Consider the following 18,284-nt stretch of genomic DNA (forward strand, 5'->3'; position numbering starts at 1 on the left):
TCAGTATTCAGTATTCAGTATTCAGTATTCAGTATTCAGTATTCAGTATTCAGTATTCAGTATTCAGTATTCAGTATTCAAAAATAAAAATTTCAAATCACCAGAACCAATTTCCAAACAAAATTTCCAAATATAAAATGTAAATCTCACGAATTTTTGTGCTCTCTGTGGCCTTGCCTGCCGGCTAGGTAGGTCTGTGGTCTTTTAGCCAGTAGACGTTAGAAAAATTGATGAAATTTAGGCCTTAACCTCTATTTTGAAACGTTCTTTTAAAACTAAAAAGATAAACTTTGAGTTACCAACTAAGTAGCGTTTCCACATACGTCGTGGTTCTTGGGCGAAACGGTAGAACCACTCTAAGCCAGCATTTTGCATCCAGGTCGGTGCGCGTTTTGTTTTTCCTGCAACTACATCAAAACTGCCTCCCACACCCATTATTAGGTTTACGTTTTTTAGTATGTCACGATATTTATAAAGAAAATTTTCTTTAATAGGTGAAGTGATTGCAACAAAAAGCATCTGCGTACCACTGTTTGCAATTTGTTGTGCAATTTCTTCTTCTTCGGAAGGAGAGAAGTAACCATTCCTATAGCCTGCAATAATTTCTGGATTGTAGATTTCGGAGTATTTTCCCACTACAGCTTTTACTACCTCTTCTTTAGCGCCAAATAAAAATATCTTGTTGTTATTTTTATATGCCATTTCCACGAGACCGGCCATTAAATCTATTCCCGCAACGCGCTCTTTAAGAGGTTTTCCTAAAAATTTTGAAGCCCAAACTACTGCCTGGCCGTCTGCATTTATAATACTGCATTGGTTTACACTGTTGCGCAGTTCTAAATCCTTTTGCATGGAAACTACTTTTCCTGCATTTACCACTACATGGTGCAATTGTTCACCAGTTTGTATTTTTTCCTGCACCAGGGCAAGTGTTTCCTTCATTGATAAGTTATCAATGGTGGTGTTTAGGATTTTTATCCGTTGTGGATTACTCACAATCAATTTTTAGCGAGCAAAGATAGTATTTATAAAAAACTAATCGTTTAAATAGATTCCGTAAAAATCTTTATGAGTATTTTGTTCATCTAATAAGATGGTTGAGGATGTGTCATCATTAAGATTTAATTTATAAAGATATTGGTTATTGCGAGATTGACTAAGTAACGCAAAAATACTATTGGAAGAAAGGGAATAATCTATATTTTGAACTTCTCTTGTCGGAATAATCGCTAAAGACGATAAAATATTTCCCGAAGATTTATCAATCTCAACAATTTCATGCTCGTCTCCCCCTAAAGATTTTACTCCAAATATTCTTTCTGTTTTTGTTATAAAAATACTGGAATAGGTTTCAGAAATATTATAACTAGTGAGAGTTGAAGTTTCTACATTAAGCTTCATAAAAATAGGTTGATCTAATTCGTTTTTTGTAAAGAAAACCAGCTCATTTGTTGAAGGTAGAAATCCTGAATTTTTTATATCATAGATAAAATCTGTGGGAAATTCATAAAGCGTTGACACATCGGAATGATCTAAATTGGCAGACCTTATTTCATAAATATCATCAATACCATCGTAATAGCGATATATATAGAATATTTTATTATCATTAGCCGCTAAGATACTTGAATCAAAATCTGCGGCGTCACTTAAAAACCAAATTCCGTGATAACCAGAGTAGAGATTTATAATGGAAGCTTTTTTATAATAAGGTTCCCCTTGCGTCCAACGTTCACCATAAGTGAACACAAAAATATTTGCCCCCCTGTAAAAGTTTGAGGAATATACTTCAGTACAACCTGAATTCCAAAAATCTCCGATTTCATCCATCAATACGCCAGAATTAATATCTAAATTGTATATTTTTAAAACTTCACAATCTCCTCCATCAACAGACAAATAACCATATAACTTATCAAGTTCTTCTATAATTTCAATAGATCCAACGCTTAGAGTTAAATCTTGATAGGAAATTTTTATCTCGCCCGAGGTAGCTCCTTCGGGAATTCGGGCAACAATTTCAGTTTCAGTAACACTTGTAGTTTCGCTTTCAATTCCATTGAACCAAATCGTATAAGTAATTTCTAGATCAATATTTTCACCTATAAAGATTATATCATCTCCTGGAGAGGCAGTAGTAGGGGAAAAACTTGTAATTATTAACGGAAGCTCCTCAGTTATTTCAAGCTCACCAACGGTTAAACTTTTGTTATCATATTTTATAATGATTTCGCCAGTGGTGGCATTTTGAGGAACAATTGCTTTAATTTCTGAAGGAAAGTTTTGTACATTCTCTGAAGTAATTCCATTGAAAATAACAGTATATTCTTTTGAGACATCAATATTCTCTCCTACAAAAGTTATTTCATCCCCAGCCATTGCAGCTATGGGAGAATAACTAGTAATAATAAGACTTTTTGGAGTATCCTGGGTAGGATTTTCATCATTACTGGAGCATCCAATTACCAAGAGGATCATCGTTAAATATGTGAAAAGTGATTTCATTTCTCAAGGTGTTTTAAAAGAATTAGGTTGCTTTTAAATTTACAAATTTTTTAAAAATGCCACAAGCTGTTTATTTACCGTCACGGAATCATAGTTTTTAGCAGTATTGATCGCATTTTTTTTCATCACAACTTTCTCATTATGGGGCAAGGCATGAAAAACAAGAATTTTTTCTTTTAGCATTTCATCATCTTTTTTGTCAAAAAGAAATCCATTGACTCCATCTTCTACATATCCCAAAGGACCACCTGTTTTACTGGCAATAACTGGAGTTCCACAAGCCAATGCCTCTAAGCCTACGAGTCCCAGACTTTCTTCTTCGCGATAGGTAGGAAAAATAAAAACATCCATCCTATTGTAAAGAGCTGCAAGCTCTTTTTGTGAGATATTCGAAATGATTTCAAATTTATTATTGATTCCAGCTAGTATAGTTAAAATTTCTTGCTTGTCCGGTCCATCGCCAACAATGAGTATTTCAAAGTTGTTAATGGCTTTTTCTTCTTTTATTTTTTTAAGGGCATCCAAAAAAATACGCCATCCTTTTCCTTCTATAAAGTTTGATACAAAACCTATTACAAAATTGGAATTCTCAATTTTCTCACTACGGCTTGGCGAAAACACTTCGTTGTTAATCCCTCCAGAAGGGTAGACTAGCAATTTTGAAGAAGAAACATCGAATTGTGACATTAGCTTCTCTTTGTAATAATTTGAAGGTAAAACAATGTGCGACTTTTTCAAACCGGGTATTAAGAAAAAAGATAAGGCTTTTTTAAAAGTACTGTTGAAGATAAGATCACTACCGTGAAAATTCAATATTACTTTTCTGTTTAGCAACCAAAATGGAAGCAGCGCTGGCGCCACATGTAACGGAAAGTGTACATATACCAAATCATTTTTTCCGCATTTAAAATAGAGCTGCGCTATTTGAAAATATAATTTTAAATAGCCTAAAAACTTTGAGACCAAGGAATGCTTTTTGGTAAGCACCACTTTTTCAACCTGAAAAAAACCTGAAACCGCGTTTTCAAAATTCTTCACAAAAATACCATACCGCACATTTTCTGTGGATGGATACATATTTGATATGAGGAATAATCGTTGCTTTTTAGTTGTCATGTACCGTTTGCTTTGAATACCAAAGAATAAAAAGGGCATAAAAAAAGGAAAATATAAACACCCCTTTGCTTATACCAAAAATGCTTTCTGAACCCGAAAACAAAACTAGTATTATATAAAAGCTTAATGCCTCGCCCTTCAGTTTTGTTTTTCGAAAAAATATGAGGATTACCATTAAAAAAACCAAAAGACCCAAAAGACCATTGGAAACTAAAAACTCCAAATATTGATTATGGGCATTATAATGATTTTTCAAAGCAATCATAAACCCACCTTTACTATAGGCTATATTGTAGAGTGAATGTGCATCGCCAGTACCCACACCAAAAATCCAGTTTCCACGTTCTTTGAAATCAGAAAAAATTACACCCCATCTATCATATCTATCCAGGGTTATATTTCCCTCGGTGTCCACAATAGTGGCCATTTTTGATCCCAAAAAGTCAAATTTTATTGAAAATAGAGCGAGAGCCACAAATAAACCTATCACATAAAATATTCTCTTAATTTCCAGCTTTTTTAAAATGGTGACAGCAAGAATAAGAACGAGACAGATTACTCCAATTCTACTGCTGGTTTCAATCAAAAAAAGAAAAAAGGGCGCCAACAAGAGTGCGAACTTTAGTTTGTTTCTTCGCAAGTTGCGGAACTCGGGCATCCGCACTAGCCCAACGATAAAGAGCACCAACATTACGGCAAAGTAACTGGGATGACCACCTAAGGGTTTTACGGCATTCCAACTATTATAGACCCATTTAAAAAAATATCCGGCTTGCACCCAGGGCGTCGCGTTCGTTAAAATGGATTCAATGATAACCACCCAGCAAATGACCATCCCAATAAAGAGTCCTATTCCGAATGAAACATAAATTTTCTTCAGATTAAAATCTTCACGCTTATGAGATAAAATAATTAATGGTATCAAGACTAAGGTCAAGGTACGTTCCATACCGCGCAAAGCCACCTTGGTATCTGATGAAAAGAACCAGCCTACAACAAACAACAAGTACAATGCCAGCAAGCCATAAAACGCTGTCTTATTCCTTTTAATGTTTTCTAGTCGTTCTTTAGGCTTTAGTAGAAAAATAGAGGAAGCCACAAAAACCCAAAGTAAGATGGTGTTTAAATTATCCCATAGCGGCAAGGTTGCAACAAATAAGTAGGTGCCGGCCTCAAAAAATTTCCTCCAGGGCGATTTATTGTTCCAGTAACTTTTTATACCTTTTATCATACGTATTGTTAAGGGCTATCTCTTTAAGCAAGTCCACTAATTCTTGATATTCCTGAGGCTGAATCATTTTTATTTTACGATGGATTTCCGCTTTGTTTTCAAAAGATGCAAAAAGTGGATAATCGTTGCCTAACAGATTTTTTAAAGGAACGTGGGCTTCGGTAAAAAACGGAAGCTGAAAGCTTAAAAAATCGAATACTTTAATAGGAAACGTAAGATCGTCATACATATTTCTAGGACGCGTATGGAAAGCATAGGCAATATTATTTTCTGCAATAAACTGCGGAATTTCATTTCTAGGCACTTTGTCCAGATTTATATGCGTCGCCGTGACTTTCTCTTTTAAATCCTTATCTCCCGAAAGAATAAAGAAATTGTATTCATTTTTATAAGTTTCGGCAAAGTCGATAAAATTCTGATAGCCTGAATTTGTATAGCCCAAACTTCCAAGATAGAGAATGCCAAGTTTTTTAGAAAAGCTAACGGGTATCCGTTTCTCTGTAATGTTATGCGTTCCAGGCGGCAGATCTGTATAGGGCCGTTTTGGGAAAAACTTATTCTTTTCAAAAAAAACCGCTCCCATTTCCTTGGTGGGAAAGACCATAGAGGTAGAAATCCAAGTTAGGTAAAAATTGCTCAGCTTGTTGACGGTATATGTAATCTTGCCTCTTACAGAATTATATTCCTCTGGAAACAATTCAATATAAATATCTCGAATAAAAACAATTGTTTTCTTTGAACGCATTCTTAATAAAAAAAGACTCGGAATATCTATAAGTGAAATACGGTTTGTAGCCGATTCAACATAAGCTATATCGGTGCTTTTAAAGATAGTCTTTAGCTTACTATTTTTATAAAAGACAAAATTTCCCTTAGCCTCGAAAATACTTTTGAAAGAATTGATTCGAGTATTTGGCCCACCGGAGACTTTTTTAAGATTGGGGATTATATATAAACTATTCTTCATAAGATAGTTTTTTATAATCCTCATTTCTTTTTGAGTTTGTTGTTTCAAGTATTAAGAACGGGACTAATAGATAGAAAACGTTATTGAAATAATGAATAGAAAGAAGGTTTGTAAATACAACCAAAAAAACAAAACCAAGTTTTGATCTTAACGTTGGCAGTTTTAAATAGAGATATAAATGAAGTATAAAAAACAGAAATAATAATAGATATCCACCACGGTGATACAAGTAATAAAACCCATTATCAATTTCCTGAAAAGTAAAAAAGCTACTAAAGGCTTGCACTTTTTCATTTTCTCGGTAGATTGTAGTACTAGCTCCAAATCCTTCTCCAAATACCATTTGCAGAATACCGAAATCTTCAGAGCTCGTTGCTTTTCTAAGATCGTCAATCCGTATTTTTAAACTGGCATATTCCCACGGTTTAAGAACATAAGGAAGTTTTTCCTTTATTAAAGGCGGAGCGAGGTCTGAATTAAAAAATGCAATACTGGAAACAATAATTAAAAAACTAATAACTATATAAGCAGGTTTGAATATTTTTTTAAAATTGGCAATAATCAAAAATAACAGCACTGCGGCAATTACCATGTTCATCAGGTTTGTAGTGAGTATGATATAAGGCATGGCAATCAAAAAAGAAAGCCCCAAAGCTAAGTCCAGTGGTCTTCTTTTTATCAGGTAGTAAAAAGCAATTAAAACAATTGGAATGATTGCAGGCCCATAGACTCTTCCTCTATAACCAAATATGGAGGAATTCCACAAATTGGGTAAAACGCCGATATAAAGTAACATATACACTGCAAAAACAACAAAATTTAAAATAAAAAGAAATCGAAGGAAATTGAAGTTTTTTACATTTAATAAGAACAGATAGAAAAGAAATCCATATAATTGAAACTTAATATCAATGGTAGGATTTTTATGCTGGTAAAAAAGACCAATCACTAAAAAGAAAAGGTAGATAAAAGAGGCTAAATATAGATAAGACGGTACCCGTAGTTTTCCTTTTTTATCTATAACCCAAACACTCCCCAGCAAAACAACCAATATAATTAGCGACAAGCTGCTATATTTTACCGTGCTGATAAGCAAGAAGAGTAACACTAATAAAATTTGGTAAATTACTTTCACGAAAGAAGAACTATATTTAACGAAATCCTATCGGCAAATTTACTCTAAATTTAATATTAACAATAGTTATCAATGTTTAACTTTAATTGTACAAGTACCTTTAAATTTGATGTCAAAAAAAAAACTATGAAGAAAATCTATTATATTCTTTTAACACCATTAATACTACTTATTTCGTGTAACAAAAATGTTACTGATAATACCAAAATAGAAAAGCTAAAGGATACGTCAATAGAAATTGAACCCGACAGTACTTCCTATTCTTTGAGCTTATATGATATTTCAAAAAAAATTAATTTTAAGGAAATTCCTCGAACAGTTCCTTACGATTCTATAAAAAACAAAAGATTTGCCGATTTAATTCTGAAGGATTCTATAGTCGTACTTCATTCTTTTAAACCATACTATATTCCTATCGAAAAAATAACTTGGTCCGAGAATCCAGAAAACAATAATACGTGGCAAAATTATTATGAAGCACTCTTTTTTGTATCTATTCTTAACCACGGCTATCAAGATTATGGTATCGAAGCGTATCATGAGAAAGCAAAGAAATATATTCTGAATTATATCGAAAAACATCCATCGCTAGAAGAAAAAACATCAGATTATACTTGGTATGACCACGCTGTTGCTTTTAGAACCTTACACATGTTGCAAACCGTGGCCAATGACTTGGAACAGGATGATCCTGACACGAAATTTATCAAGAAAGTTTTTAATTCTCTCTCCTTGAATGTGACCTTTATGATGGATCCAAAAAACTATCGGATTCATAATCACTCTTTAATGATGGATCGAAGCTTGCTATACCTGGCAAAGATTACAAAGTCGGATTCTTTATTTTACGATAAGATATATTATCCCACTGTAACTCGAACCATAGAAAACATGGACAAAGTTATTGACCCAACTGGTCTTGCGCGGGAGCATTCAACTACATATCATATCTTCGATCATAACCTAAATAAGACCATTCTAACCTTTATTGAAGAAGATGATATTAATCCAGCTTTTCAACTTAAGATACTACGAAAAAACGACGTTTTATTACAACTGGTGAAACCAGACCTTACTTTTCCAATATGGGGCGATAGTCAAATTGAGGTACTTAACAATCAACGGGCCGAGGAGTTTGGTAACGACCAACGTATTTTAGATGTTTTGGCAGGTAAAAGATTACCCTCAATAGTAAATTTTGAAAATAATATTGCAACATTGAGAACCCAGAAAAATGATAGTAGCTATGTTGCTTTATTTGCAAACTTTTACTCGCGTGTTCATAAGCACAACGATGACCTATCCTTTGTCTTTCAAACCTTGGGAATGGATATCTTAACCGATCAAGGTTATTATGGTTATGAAAAAGAACACAGACCTTTTTTAATGTCAGTATTTGCGCATAATTCTATCGCGATAAATAATGAAGATTATTGGCCAGGAAAAAAAGGGCAATATTCCAAACTAACTGGATATTCAAAAAGCGATGCCGTAGAAATTATTTCGGGTGAGCATACCATGTATGATTCTATAACCGTAAAACGTAAATTATACTTTATAAAACCAAATGTAATAGTGCTTCAAGATTGGGCAGAATCAAAATATCCAAATCTCATTAAAAATATAAGCCAGCAATTCAATTTTGGAGAAAAAGCTACAGATATACAAGTTTCGGAAAATAACGCCATAATCACTTTCCCGAAAAATATTTCGGCAATCGTAAAATCATTTTCAAATGATGATAAAATTACTTTAGAAAAATCGTATAGATCTAGAATACAATACTCAATTACCCCCATATATCAAATAAAAGTTCAAAAACCGGGTAATAAATTAACTACTGTAATTGAAGTTCAATCCAGTGCTTATAAATATCCTGTTTCCAATATTAATATTCAAGAGGGAGAAATTGAATACACTATCAAAGGAAAAAAATATAACTTAACACTATAGACTAGATAATTGCCAAAAAACATATTAAATAATTATCGTATATTGATAATCTAATCAAACGTTATGAAATATCAATTTACATTTATTTTATTCTTAATCCCTTTTTTAACATTATGTGCACAAACTACTTATGTCCCTGATGATAACTTTGAACAAAGATTAATCGTTTTAGGCTTAGATGATGTTTTGGACGATTACGTTTTAACCAGTAATATTTCAAATCTTACCTCGCTCGATCTTCAAGGAAAAAATGTTAGTGACCTAACTGGTCTTCAGGATTTTGCAAGCTTAAGATATTTTGATGCCAGTAATAATCAATTTTCCCACATTCCATTGCATCCGAATGCAAGTCTTAATGCTTTAACAGTCAACAACAATCAATTAACTGAATTGGATTTAAGCCAACATCAAAATTTAACCGAGCTTGCGTGCGCCAATAATTTTATCGCAAGTTTGGATTTAAGTCAAAATACAAATTTGATGTATTTAACTGCAGGCCAAAATTCATTTCCAGAACTATATATATCAAATCACCCAAATCTTAGGGAAGTCCGCCTTTTTGGACAGAATACCTCTCTAACGAATGTCGATATTAGAAATGGTAATAATACTGTGATTCAAGAATTTGTTGTACTAAACAGCCCCAACCTTCCCTATATTTATGTGGACGATTGTGAATATAGCACCATAAACTGGACAGACATTGACCCAACCACTACTTTTGTTGAAATGGAAGGTCAAACCGAATGTGAAATGATAGGGGTGGAAGATAATTTCTTAATTCAAAATATAGCAATATATCCTAATCCTGTAATAGACTTTATAACCATAGAGAGTGCGAATAGCTTGAACATTGAAGAAATAACCATTTTCAACATATCTGGAAAGAAATTAAAAACGTTGTTTAGCGATTTTGAAAAGATAGATTTTAAATCATTCCCCTCTGGCGTATATTATCTAAAAATTCAATCTAATAAAGGAACCGAAGTTAGAAAGGTTTTGAAAACCTAACATTAAAATTCTTTAAGATGAAGATACATATCATAATTACTCTATTCCTTTTAAGCGGTATCGCTCATGCTCAAATTGTCAATATCCCAGATGCGAACTTTAAGACTGCGTTATTTATATGAGGCAATTGAATAGAAGAATTATTTATTGTTATAAATGTCATTACTAGGAAGCCCCAGCGTATCGTTCTTTTTAAAAAAATATATTTTTATCTTATCCAAAGAACTGTCGGATATTCTAGTTTCTAGCTTTTTGATAATCACTTTTGCTGTGCCTACATCAATTATATCAGTTATAGGATCAACAACAAAATCATCTGATTTACGCTTTCGTTCTTTAGATTTATCGGACAGTAAATTTTGGTTTTTAGGGTAAACACCTATTACGAGTTTATGATCTTTTAAAATCTCTGGAATACTGTCAAATGTCAGTTTTATAAATTTATCTTGTGACTTTTCCAAATTGTAAAAGTAATCTGTGACTTTAAAAACTTTAAAGTCTAGCCCTTTATTATTTTTAATAGGAATATTATACCACTTAGAAAGACTATCTACCAACCTATTAGTTACTTGGTAACTTCCTCTGTAATTCAAATGTGTGGAATTGTAAAAACTTTTTGCGTCCAATGAATACCGATCCCTATCAATATTTAAATTCAAAAATTTTACATTGTCAAATTCTTTAATAATGTCTCGAATAGCCGAATCATCATAATAAGTTTTATATATTTTTAAGGATTGAAACAATATAACCTCTGCGCCTTGTTCTTTAGCAAATCGAATAAAATCCTTTGTTTGGTCTATAATTTCATCAGTCCATAAAACTTCTTTTGTTTTACTGATGTAAGCATCTCTATAAAACTCTTTCTGAAATTCAGCATCTTCTACTGGGGTTTGATTATTAGCTATAAAACCATTATATGAAAAATAAACTTTATCACTAGCCATTTTAAAAGCTTCATTTTCGCCTGGGGAATGATAATTATTTATATCATTCAACCTTAAAAACCTACCTGCATCTTTGGAAAGTGAAGAAACATAGTATTCTGGAAAATCCTTTATGGGAAAATAGTCCTTCACGTGCAAAAGCTTATTGACTGAAAGAGGTATCTCTTGTAGGGCAATAGTCTGGTAATACCAATAATCTTTATTTCCTTTAGGCGGTTTGCGAAGACTTCCACCAGAAACTTCAAAAAAGACATATTTTAATTTATTCTTTTTCAGTGCTTCCCTTGCAACAATTAATGATGTTTCAATCAATTGGGAACCGGAGTTAAGATGAATGGCATTTAGACCCAATTTATTTTTAATTATCGTAGGATCATAAGCCGTAAAGGAATATGAATTTCCAAAAAAACCAATGTCATAACTATCCGCATTTTCTTCTTTGTTAAAAGTATTTAATGTGTAAGCATAACGACGATCTTTCCCTACATCAGGTGCATAAGGAATCAAAAAAGACCAGATAAGTGCGCCTAAAACAAAAAGAAAAAGGACCAGCTTAAAACTGAAAGTAAATAAATTGTTGCTGCTCGCCGCCATAGGCTCCGAAAATTAAAATAGTTAAAATTATAATTATGTAAACTGACCATCTAAAGACAATATGTTGTTTCAGCAATAAAACAATGGGATTGGTAACAAATGAGTTATAATATTCCACCAACAACATAATACCTATAAAAAAGATACTTAGATATAATTGGCCAGAAGTTAGTCCCAGATTATACAATTCGCCATTGAACACCCTTGTCATGTCCCAATCAAAAAGGTTTTTAATAACAATCAAGGAGTCGGAAAAAGTATCTGCCCTAAAGAAAATCCACAAAAAGGTAACCAAAGTAAAGGTGAATAGCCCCCTAAACAATTTAACGCTAAAAGAAGCGTCTCTTTTAATCGAAAAAAACCAAGAGGTCCGTTTGTAATATAGTTTTTCCAATACAATTATTAAACCGTGCATAGCGCCCCAAATAACAAAATTCATAGAAGCCCCGTGCCATAGACCACTGACCAAAAAGACAAAAAATAAGTTCCAATACGTTCTGTTCTTTCCTTTACGGCTTCCTCCAAGAGGAATGTACAGGTAATCCCTAAACCAAGTGGAAAGCGAAATATGCCATCTTCTCCAAAATTCTGTGATATTTTTTGAAAAATAAGGACTGTCAAAATTCTTCATCAGGTCTATTCCCATCAGCCTGGCAACCCCCCGTGCTATATCTGTGTATGCCGAAAAATCACAAAAAATTTGAAATGAAAAAAGAAGTACCGCCGCAGAGGTTTCAATTCCGGTATATTTTCCAGGATCATCATACACGGTATTTACCAAAATTGCAATTCTATCTGCAATTACCATTTTCTTGAAAAATCCCCATAAGATCAAAAGCATCCCCGACCTTAAATTTTCATATTTAAGTTGTGAAAAATTCCTAAGTTGGGGTAATAAATGCTTGGATCGCTCAATGGGCCCAGCGACCAATTGTGGGAAATAAGAAACAAAGAGCGCGTAAATACCTATATGTCTTTCAGGCTTAATTTCGCCCCTATACACATCCATAGTATAACTCAAGGCTTGAAAAGTATAAAACGAAATCCCTACTGGAAGCAAGAGATCTAAGATAGGTGCATCGATGTTTAATCCTATTATCGCAAAGCTATCCTCAATTGTTTTTGAAAAGAAGTTGAAGTATTTATAAAAGAAAAGAATGGATAAATTGGTTATAAAACTTAGTGCCACCACAAGTCGCTTCCCTTTCGCCGTGGGCGCTTTATAAATTAAAATTCCACTGAAGTAAGTTACAAGAGTTGAGAAAGCGATAAGCAATGCATAGGTCGCATTCCAGCTCATATAAAAATAGTAACTGGCAACAAGTAATAATAACCACCTAAATTTTTTAGGAGTGATCAAATACAACAACAACACTACTGGAAGGAATATTAAAAAAGAGAAGGAATTAAATAACATTGTTCATTATTTGTTAGTTTTTAATGATCTAAAAATTATACCATCTATTTCATTTGTATCCGCAAAATACCAGATTCAGATTTATTTTGAATTGTAATACTCAAAGTTCCCTTATTAAATTCTTTATGCAAGACCTTTTGGTCATTCCAATAAACATCATAGGAGTAATCGGGGTTAAGACAGGCTATTAGTGAAAAAGGCTTATCGGCGTGATCCATCACTTTTAAGCTTGCCTCTAATTTTGTATAATCTTTATTGAATTTTTGCTTTTTAATCCAAACATCATAACCTGCAGTAAGGTTTCCTACTTGGTAATAGGAATTAAACCACGCTAAAACTGGTGCCGAAAGGCCACTAAACTGATACCAGCCCTTTCCTCCCTTGGTTTCAATGGAAAAACTTTCATAGGAATTATAGGTTCTTTCCGTTTCCCGTTTCCATACATCTAGTGCTGTTGTGGCAATTTTATGGGCAAAATCAGCCTCTCCCAAATCGAGCATCGCTTTCCAGTAAAACCATTGATGGGGCATCCAAACGCGGCCGTTCCAATAACCCGTTTTATTAAAATAAGGGGCAGATTGATCTACCGTTGACAACCCAACATCAGACCATAGCTCTCCTTTTGTTTTAAGGTGAGACAAGGTTTTCTCGATTTGGTCTTTAGTACCAATTCCGGCTATCAATGGCGAAACACCGCCCAAGCCCATATTATAATTAATGGAATCTTCATATTTTAAAATTTCTTCTGGCTTCCCAGAACCTGAATGTAGTACGTAGCCATAGTAACCACTTTCTTCATCCCACGAATAGTCGTTTAAGGCAGCGGAGAGGCTTTTAATGTCTTCGTTATATCCAATTACATCTTCCGAATTATTCAGTGCCTCGGCAGCAATTTTTAGGATTTTAGCAACGCGAATCATATGAGCAGAACTAACTACCGGAGCCGTTATCTTAGTCATTTTATTATCGTGCATATATTTTTGTGGCGGATAATCATCCCAGCCTCCAGAGTTATAAAAATAATCCCAAGTTCGAATAAGACCAGAATCCAGGTTTCGAGTGCTAGAGGTGCTCGTGTTTCCGATTAAAAAATCGTAATACCGCTTCAATCTGGGGTATTCTTCTTTTAAAAATTTATCAGATTGGTTTTTGTTCCACAATTCTTGAAATAAATAAATCTGCACCGGAAGCGGCGTACCGTGATGTATAAAAGCCGATTGCTCCTCAGGACCTGTTAAATAAGCATTGAGATTTTCGGTTCCACGCTGTAAATCTAATTGCGTAAGACCAATCCCTATAAATCCGGAATCCCAAGTATATAAGCAATCCCACTTACGCCCTGGCGCATGATGCCGAATGTATTGATGTTGCGTATAGATGGGATAAACCACATTTGATATTGTTGTGGCAGCCATTCTTTTTTGACTAAATAAATATTTCTCTCCTTCAGGAACAGTATTGTACTTATATAATTCATTTTTGGCAGTGGTGAAAATCGTATCATAATTCAACTTGCCTACACCTTCCAATCTGGATTTCACTTCTTCCAAGTTCCCTGAACAAACCATTGCATTAATAGTTTTGGATGTATTGGGATCCAATTTTATGGTTTGAAGTGCGGCATCGGTAAAATGTCCTCCTTTATCTCCATAAAACTTATTTTCTTCCGAGGCATTGAGCTGTTCGTTGAAGTTGTTAGGCAGATCCTTTGCAAACCATTCTGCAGTTTTAAAATCGGGATAGTCCCAATACACTCCATAGTAAGTATCTGTATTCTCGTATTTTAGAATTATGGTATTGGAAGTTGGTCCTTTAATTATTTCTGGGACGCTATTCCATTTAACCGGTTCGATGGTAATTAAATCAAAATCATCTTGCGATACTATAGCATATCCATCGATAATTAGCGGAGATCTTGATTTGGATTCCACATTGAGTTGAAATTCTCCATTTTGTATTTCGCCAATAGGTATTTTAATCATATTGAGGGAGGTGGATGCGGGAAGTTTAACTTCAGTATTTACTATACCGCTTAATTGCAGTTTTGCACTTTCCTCTTTTTCTGTTTTATATCGAATAGCTAGTACAGCATTCTTTATATTTTCTGGAACTGTAAATTTATACGTAACCAGATCGCCCGTTTTCTTTCCAAATCCCTTCCCAATACCACTTCCGTTTATAAGTCCGTTTTCCCGAACTTCCCCTCGCAGCATTCCGTCGGGAACCAATTGATCTTTAACCCAAGGATTTTTAAAAGTAAAGGTCTCATAATCCAAAGCATCCACCCAGATTGCATTTTCAGGTAGGTTAACTATCGCATAATTCAAGGGTACTTCTGGTTTGTGAGGCGCTAACGGAGGAAAGTGCATAGAAGCCATTAAATGCATCGTAAGATTTTGAATTGAATCCGTATTATTAACGCTGGTCATTTTTATCGCACTTGCGTTGGCATCAATTTTTGCATAAGCTATATCTGAATACACCTTATCTTTCCATTCCAGCTCATGGCGGTACGAAAAATAATCTAGATTGGGAGCGGCTTCCCACGGATGAAAATTTGATGTTTTTAAAACATCGGGCGGAGCAATAGCTTTATTATAAAACGAAGGAAAAACAGCAAGGTCAAAACGAAGGCCTTCTTGCGTATCGGGAATATGTGAAATTCCAACATATTTTTTGGTATATGGACCCCACTGCGAAAGGCTTAAATCATGAGAGCCTTCACCAATAAGGTTAGCATGTTCTCTCTCCTTTTCGATACAAGAACTGATAAACAAGGACAGCACGACAATTGAAATAACTAATCCTGAAATCCTAAATATACTTTTCATGTCTTATCAAATTTGATTGATCTTACTTCAAAATGGCGTTGAAACAAGTTATAAATAGCCCTATTTTTTTGAAATCATTTGCTTAATCTCCTTAATATAAAGCTTGGGTATAACGGCAAGAGAAAATTCTGTTAGACTTGCTCCAGTCATCCTTTTTACCAAAAACCACCAATTGGGTACAAATAAAAACAAAAATCCTATAGTAACTGCCCAAGCAACGGCCTGAATGGAAATCGCACTACCCAAAAATACAAATATGGCCATAATAGCCATGGAGAACAAATTCCAATAGAAGGAGAGATTAGTTCGTCCTGTTGCTATTACCAAGCTTCCAATGGGGTTACCTAAACTTCGAAGATACATATATAGCGACAAGATACGTACCAATACTACAACGCTTTCATATTTTGGCCCATACAATATGGAAACAATTAATGGTGCAAAAATTATAATTCCCAAGTATACAAAAAAGTTTAACGATGAAATAATGTTAATTAATTTCAAATAATTCCTTTTAAGTACTGTGATATCTGTCTGAAATTTTGCCAACAATGGATTGGCAATTTTTGTAATTATTGGATTGATGATCTGGGCAGGTTTATAAACCAGTTGTTTTGCTAAGCTATAGCCTCCTAATAGCTCCGTACTAAATAGTTTTCCAATAACAATAATATCCAGATCGCGATTAAAGTAATTTACAAACTGGCTTCCCACTTCATAGATACCGATTTTTAAAAATGGGATGGCTTCACCTAGGTTAAAGTGAAAACGTACAGGGTTTAATAAGACTCCTCGAATCCAAAAAAACAGATTTGGCACCGCATATTGAAACAAAGCTGAAAATATTAAAGCATATATACCAAATCCATAATATGCAAGAAGAATAGCAAGGCCCAGGGAAATAATTGAACTGGTTAATTCAACAATAGCAATGATACGAAAGTTGAGTTTTTTATGTTCAATGGTTTTAAATTGGCCTCCAAGTGCTGCTGCCAAAACGGCCAAAGCCATGATAATAATAAGTTGTGATAATAAGGGCTCATTATAAAATGAAGCGATATATGGCGATACAAAAAAAATAATTCCAAAGACAACAACGCCAAAAATCAGATTTATCCAGTAAAGACTGGAGTATTCGTTTTTGGAAATATCCTGTTTATGAAATATCGCTGAAGTTAAGCCCATATCCATAAAAAGATTGATAATACCCAAAATGAAAAGCGTTAGGGCCATGAGCCCAAAGTCGGTTTTATCCAGAAAGCGGGCCATAATCGACAACCTTAAAAGCGAGCATATTGCAACACCCATGGTGCCCAAGGTAGTCCATTTCACCCCTTTTATTACGCTGCCTCTTATTGGATCCATCTATTTTAAATAGTTAGCATTGACTTAAATTCCTTAATACTATCATCTTTCACTATGCTGGTACTTTGGCTTTCCATTTGTTTCCTAAGTTTCACAAGAGTTTCTGGGTTTTGTAAAAATGCTTCAACACCACTTAATATTGATTTTGTGTTATTACCTACAATCTTTCCGTTGATGTTCTCTTTTACAAACTCCTTGGCTGCCGGAAAGTCGGTAACAATTACTGGTGTGTTAAGCATAATGGCCTCGCTTAAAACCATTCCTTGAGCTTCATAGGCAGAAGACAATACAAAACAGTCAGCGTTCTTTATGTAAGGGTAAGGGTTTTGTTGGAATCCTTCAAAAACCATATAATCTTTTAAGTTATATGATGTTGCTTGGGTTTTTAGTGATTCCAAATCAGGACCATCTCCAATAATGTACCATTTAAAGGAGTATTGCTTTTCTTTGAGTTCTTTGGCAACTTTTAGAATTCTATCAATCCGTTTTTGATTGTTTTCGATCCGTGCAACGGTAACAAAAATGATGCTATTTTCTTCGGCTGAATATGGGTTTAAGCCATTCCCTTTATCAATAATAATTTTAGGATCAATAAAATTATGAACTAAATATGATTTCTCTAAAAACTCGGGTGCGAAAGTATCAAAATCGTCTTTACAACTTTTTGAAACAGAAACTACTTTATCAAAATTACTGTAGTGCTCTAATATATAACCTCTTGTAAAACCTAACTTATCAAGATCATTATGAATCCAAGCTATTTTCTGTTTCGCTTTTACAGAGATTTGCACAAAATCATTTGCTCCCATCACTGCTTTAGTTTTAGGAATGTCGTTGGAAAAAGAAATGGCAGCATCATAGTTGGTTTTTTTGTTCCAACTGCCGTACAGAAACTTCATAGAAATTTTTCTACTGAACTTAGTGCCTATGCCCCTTGACACTAGCTTAACTAGTAAATACACCACCAAAAGATACCACGGAAGGTTTTCTTTGGCCTCTTTAAAATTAATGAATAAGCATTTCAGAAAAAAGGGCGAATGTATCTTGACTTTATTGTTGAGATCGCTAAATTTTTCACCAAAATATGGATTAAAACAGACTAATTCTAGGGAGAGCTGATTGTCTTTATGAAGTTCTAACAACAGATTATACAATGAATTCGCTATTCCTCCCATCTTTAAGTGTGGGTTTACAAATAGTATTTTCATCGTA

Annotated in this window: 13 protein-coding genes; 2 read left to right on the forward strand and 11 right to left on the reverse strand. The window is 34.1% G+C overall.

Annotated features, from left to right (window positions below; genetic code table 11):
- Positions 1-237: 237 nt before the first annotated feature.
- The 6 genes from G440_RS0113580 to G440_RS0113605 are packed head-to-tail and all read right to left on the reverse strand — an operon-like array spanning position 238 to position 6,885.
- Entirely contained in the window at positions 238-996 is a 759-nt protein-coding gene (locus G440_RS0113580; protein WP_034259592.1) for a WecB/TagA/CpsF family glycosyltransferase, read from the reverse strand.
- A gap of 39 nt (positions 997-1,035) precedes the next feature.
- Positions 1,036-2,505, reverse strand: coding sequence for an IPT/TIG domain-containing protein (locus tag G440_RS0113585; protein ID WP_157417987.1), 1,470 nt, complete (start codon positions 2,503-2,505; stop codon positions 1,036-1,038).
- A gap of 39 nt (positions 2,506-2,544) precedes the next feature.
- Positions 2,545-3,582 (reverse strand): glycosyltransferase family 4 protein, encoded by a 1,038-nt coding sequence (locus tag G440_RS0113590; protein ID WP_169718961.1) that lies wholly within the window; start codon positions 3,580-3,582, stop codon positions 2,545-2,547.
- 28 nt (positions 3,583-3,610) lie between these two features.
- Positions 3,611-4,852, reverse strand: a complete 1,242-nt coding sequence (locus tag G440_RS0113595) for an O-antigen ligase family protein (RefSeq protein ID WP_026451811.1) — start codon at positions 4,850-4,852, stop codon at positions 3,611-3,613.
- Complete coding sequence (locus G440_RS0113600; protein WP_157417989.1) at positions 4,818-5,819, reverse strand: glycosyltransferase family protein; 1,002 nt, start codon at positions 5,817-5,819, stop codon at positions 4,818-4,820. The genes G440_RS0113595 and G440_RS0113600 overlap by 35 nt, the downstream gene beginning before the upstream one ends.
- Positions 5,809-6,885 (reverse strand): hypothetical protein, encoded by a 1,077-nt coding sequence (locus G440_RS0113605; RefSeq protein ID WP_157417991.1) that lies wholly within the window; start codon positions 6,883-6,885, stop codon positions 5,809-5,811. The genes G440_RS0113600 and G440_RS0113605 overlap by 11 nt, the downstream gene beginning before the upstream one ends.
- A 195-nt stretch (positions 6,886-7,080) precedes the next feature.
- Here G440_RS0113605 and G440_RS0113610 point away from each other — a divergent pair, with 195 nt between their 5' ends.
- Positions 7,081-8,907, forward strand: coding sequence for a heparinase II/III domain-containing protein (locus G440_RS0113610; RefSeq protein WP_169718962.1), 1,827 nt, complete (start codon positions 7,081-7,083; stop codon positions 8,905-8,907).
- Positions 8,908-8,970: 63 nt separating this feature from the next.
- A complete protein-coding gene (locus G440_RS0113615; RefSeq protein WP_026451815.1) occupies positions 8,971-9,918 on the forward strand; it encodes a T9SS type A sorting domain-containing protein in 948 nt (315 codons plus the stop codon).
- 140 nt (positions 9,919-10,058) lie between these two features.
- Here the strand turns inward: G440_RS0113615 and G440_RS0113620 are convergent, their stop codons facing one another.
- The 5 genes from G440_RS0113620 to G440_RS0113640 all read right to left on the reverse strand — a co-directional run bounded on the left by G440_RS0113620 (position 10,059) and on the right by G440_RS0113640 (position 18,280).
- Positions 10,059-11,459 carry a hypothetical protein gene (locus G440_RS0113620; RefSeq protein ID WP_026451816.1) on the reverse strand — a complete coding sequence of 467 codons (1,401 nt, stop codon included), beginning with the start codon at positions 11,457-11,459 and terminating at the stop codon, positions 10,059-10,061.
- On the reverse strand, positions 11,419-12,759 hold the full coding sequence (locus tag G440_RS0113625) for an MBOAT family O-acyltransferase (RefSeq protein ID WP_211228199.1): 1,341 nt from the start codon (positions 12,757-12,759) through the stop codon (positions 11,419-11,421). The genes G440_RS0113620 and G440_RS0113625 overlap by 41 nt, the downstream gene beginning before the upstream one ends.
- 161 nt (positions 12,760-12,920) lie before the next feature.
- Positions 12,921-15,707, reverse strand: coding sequence for an MGH1-like glycoside hydrolase domain-containing protein (locus G440_RS0113630; RefSeq protein WP_026451818.1), 2,787 nt, complete (start codon positions 15,705-15,707; stop codon positions 12,921-12,923).
- A 60-nt stretch (positions 15,708-15,767) separates the two neighbouring features.
- A complete protein-coding gene (locus tag G440_RS20020; protein WP_051285379.1) occupies positions 15,768-17,072 on the reverse strand; it encodes an MOP flippase family protein in 1,305 nt (434 codons plus the stop codon).
- Positions 17,073-17,077: 5 nt separating this feature from the next.
- Positions 17,078-18,280 carry a glycosyltransferase gene (locus tag G440_RS0113640; RefSeq protein WP_084426795.1) on the reverse strand — a complete coding sequence of 401 codons (1,203 nt, stop codon included), beginning with the start codon at positions 18,278-18,280 and terminating at the stop codon, positions 17,078-17,080.
- Positions 18,281-18,284 lie beyond the last annotated feature (4 nt).

Origin of the sequence: Aequorivita capsosiphonis DSM 23843 (genome assembly GCF_000429125.1) — a bacterium.
Classification (GTDB): domain Bacteria; phylum Bacteroidota; class Bacteroidia; order Flavobacteriales; family Flavobacteriaceae; genus Aequorivita; species Aequorivita capsosiphonis.

What these genes read in the sequence shown, in the direction of transcription:
- G440_RS0113630 (WP_026451818.1), bottom strand. Translation starts at nt 15,707, where the DNA reads ATGAAAAGTATATTTAGGATTTCAGGATTAGTTATTTCAATTGTCGTG.
- G440_RS0113595 (WP_026451811.1), bottom strand. Translation starts at nt 4,852, where the DNA reads ATGATAAAAGGTATAAAAAGTTACTGGAACAATAAATCGCCCTGGAGG.
- G440_RS0113620 (WP_026451816.1), bottom strand. Translation starts at nt 11,459, where the DNA reads ATGGCGGCGAGCAGCAACAATTTATTTACTTTCAGTTTTAAGCTGGTC.
- G440_RS0113615 (WP_026451815.1), top strand. Translation starts at nt 8,971, where the DNA reads ATGAAATATCAATTTACATTTATTTTATTCTTAATCCCTTTTTTAACA.
- G440_RS0113625 (WP_211228199.1), bottom strand. Translation starts at nt 12,759, where the DNA reads ATGAGCTGGAATGCGACCTATGCATTGCTTATCGCTTTCTCAACTCTT.
- G440_RS0113590 (WP_169718961.1), bottom strand. Translation starts at nt 3,582, where the DNA reads ATGTATCCATCCACAGAAAATGTGCGGTATGGTATTTTTGTGAAGAAT.
- G440_RS0113600 (WP_157417989.1), bottom strand. Translation starts at nt 5,819, where the DNA reads ATGAAGAATAGTTTATATATAATCCCCAATCTTAAAAAAGTCTCCGGT.
- G440_RS20020 (WP_051285379.1), bottom strand. Translation starts at nt 17,072, where the DNA reads ATGGATCCAATAAGAGGCAGCGTAATAAAAGGGGTGAAATGGACTACC.
- G440_RS0113610 (WP_169718962.1), top strand. Translation starts at nt 7,081, where the DNA reads ATGAAGAAAATCTATTATATTCTTTTAACACCATTAATACTACTTATT.
- G440_RS0113585 (WP_157417987.1), bottom strand. Translation starts at nt 2,505, where the DNA reads ATGAAATCACTTTTCACATATTTAACGATGATCCTCTTGGTAATTGGA.
- G440_RS0113640 (WP_084426795.1), bottom strand. Translation starts at nt 18,280, where the DNA reads ATGAAAATACTATTTGTAAACCCACACTTAAAGATGGGAGGAATAGCG.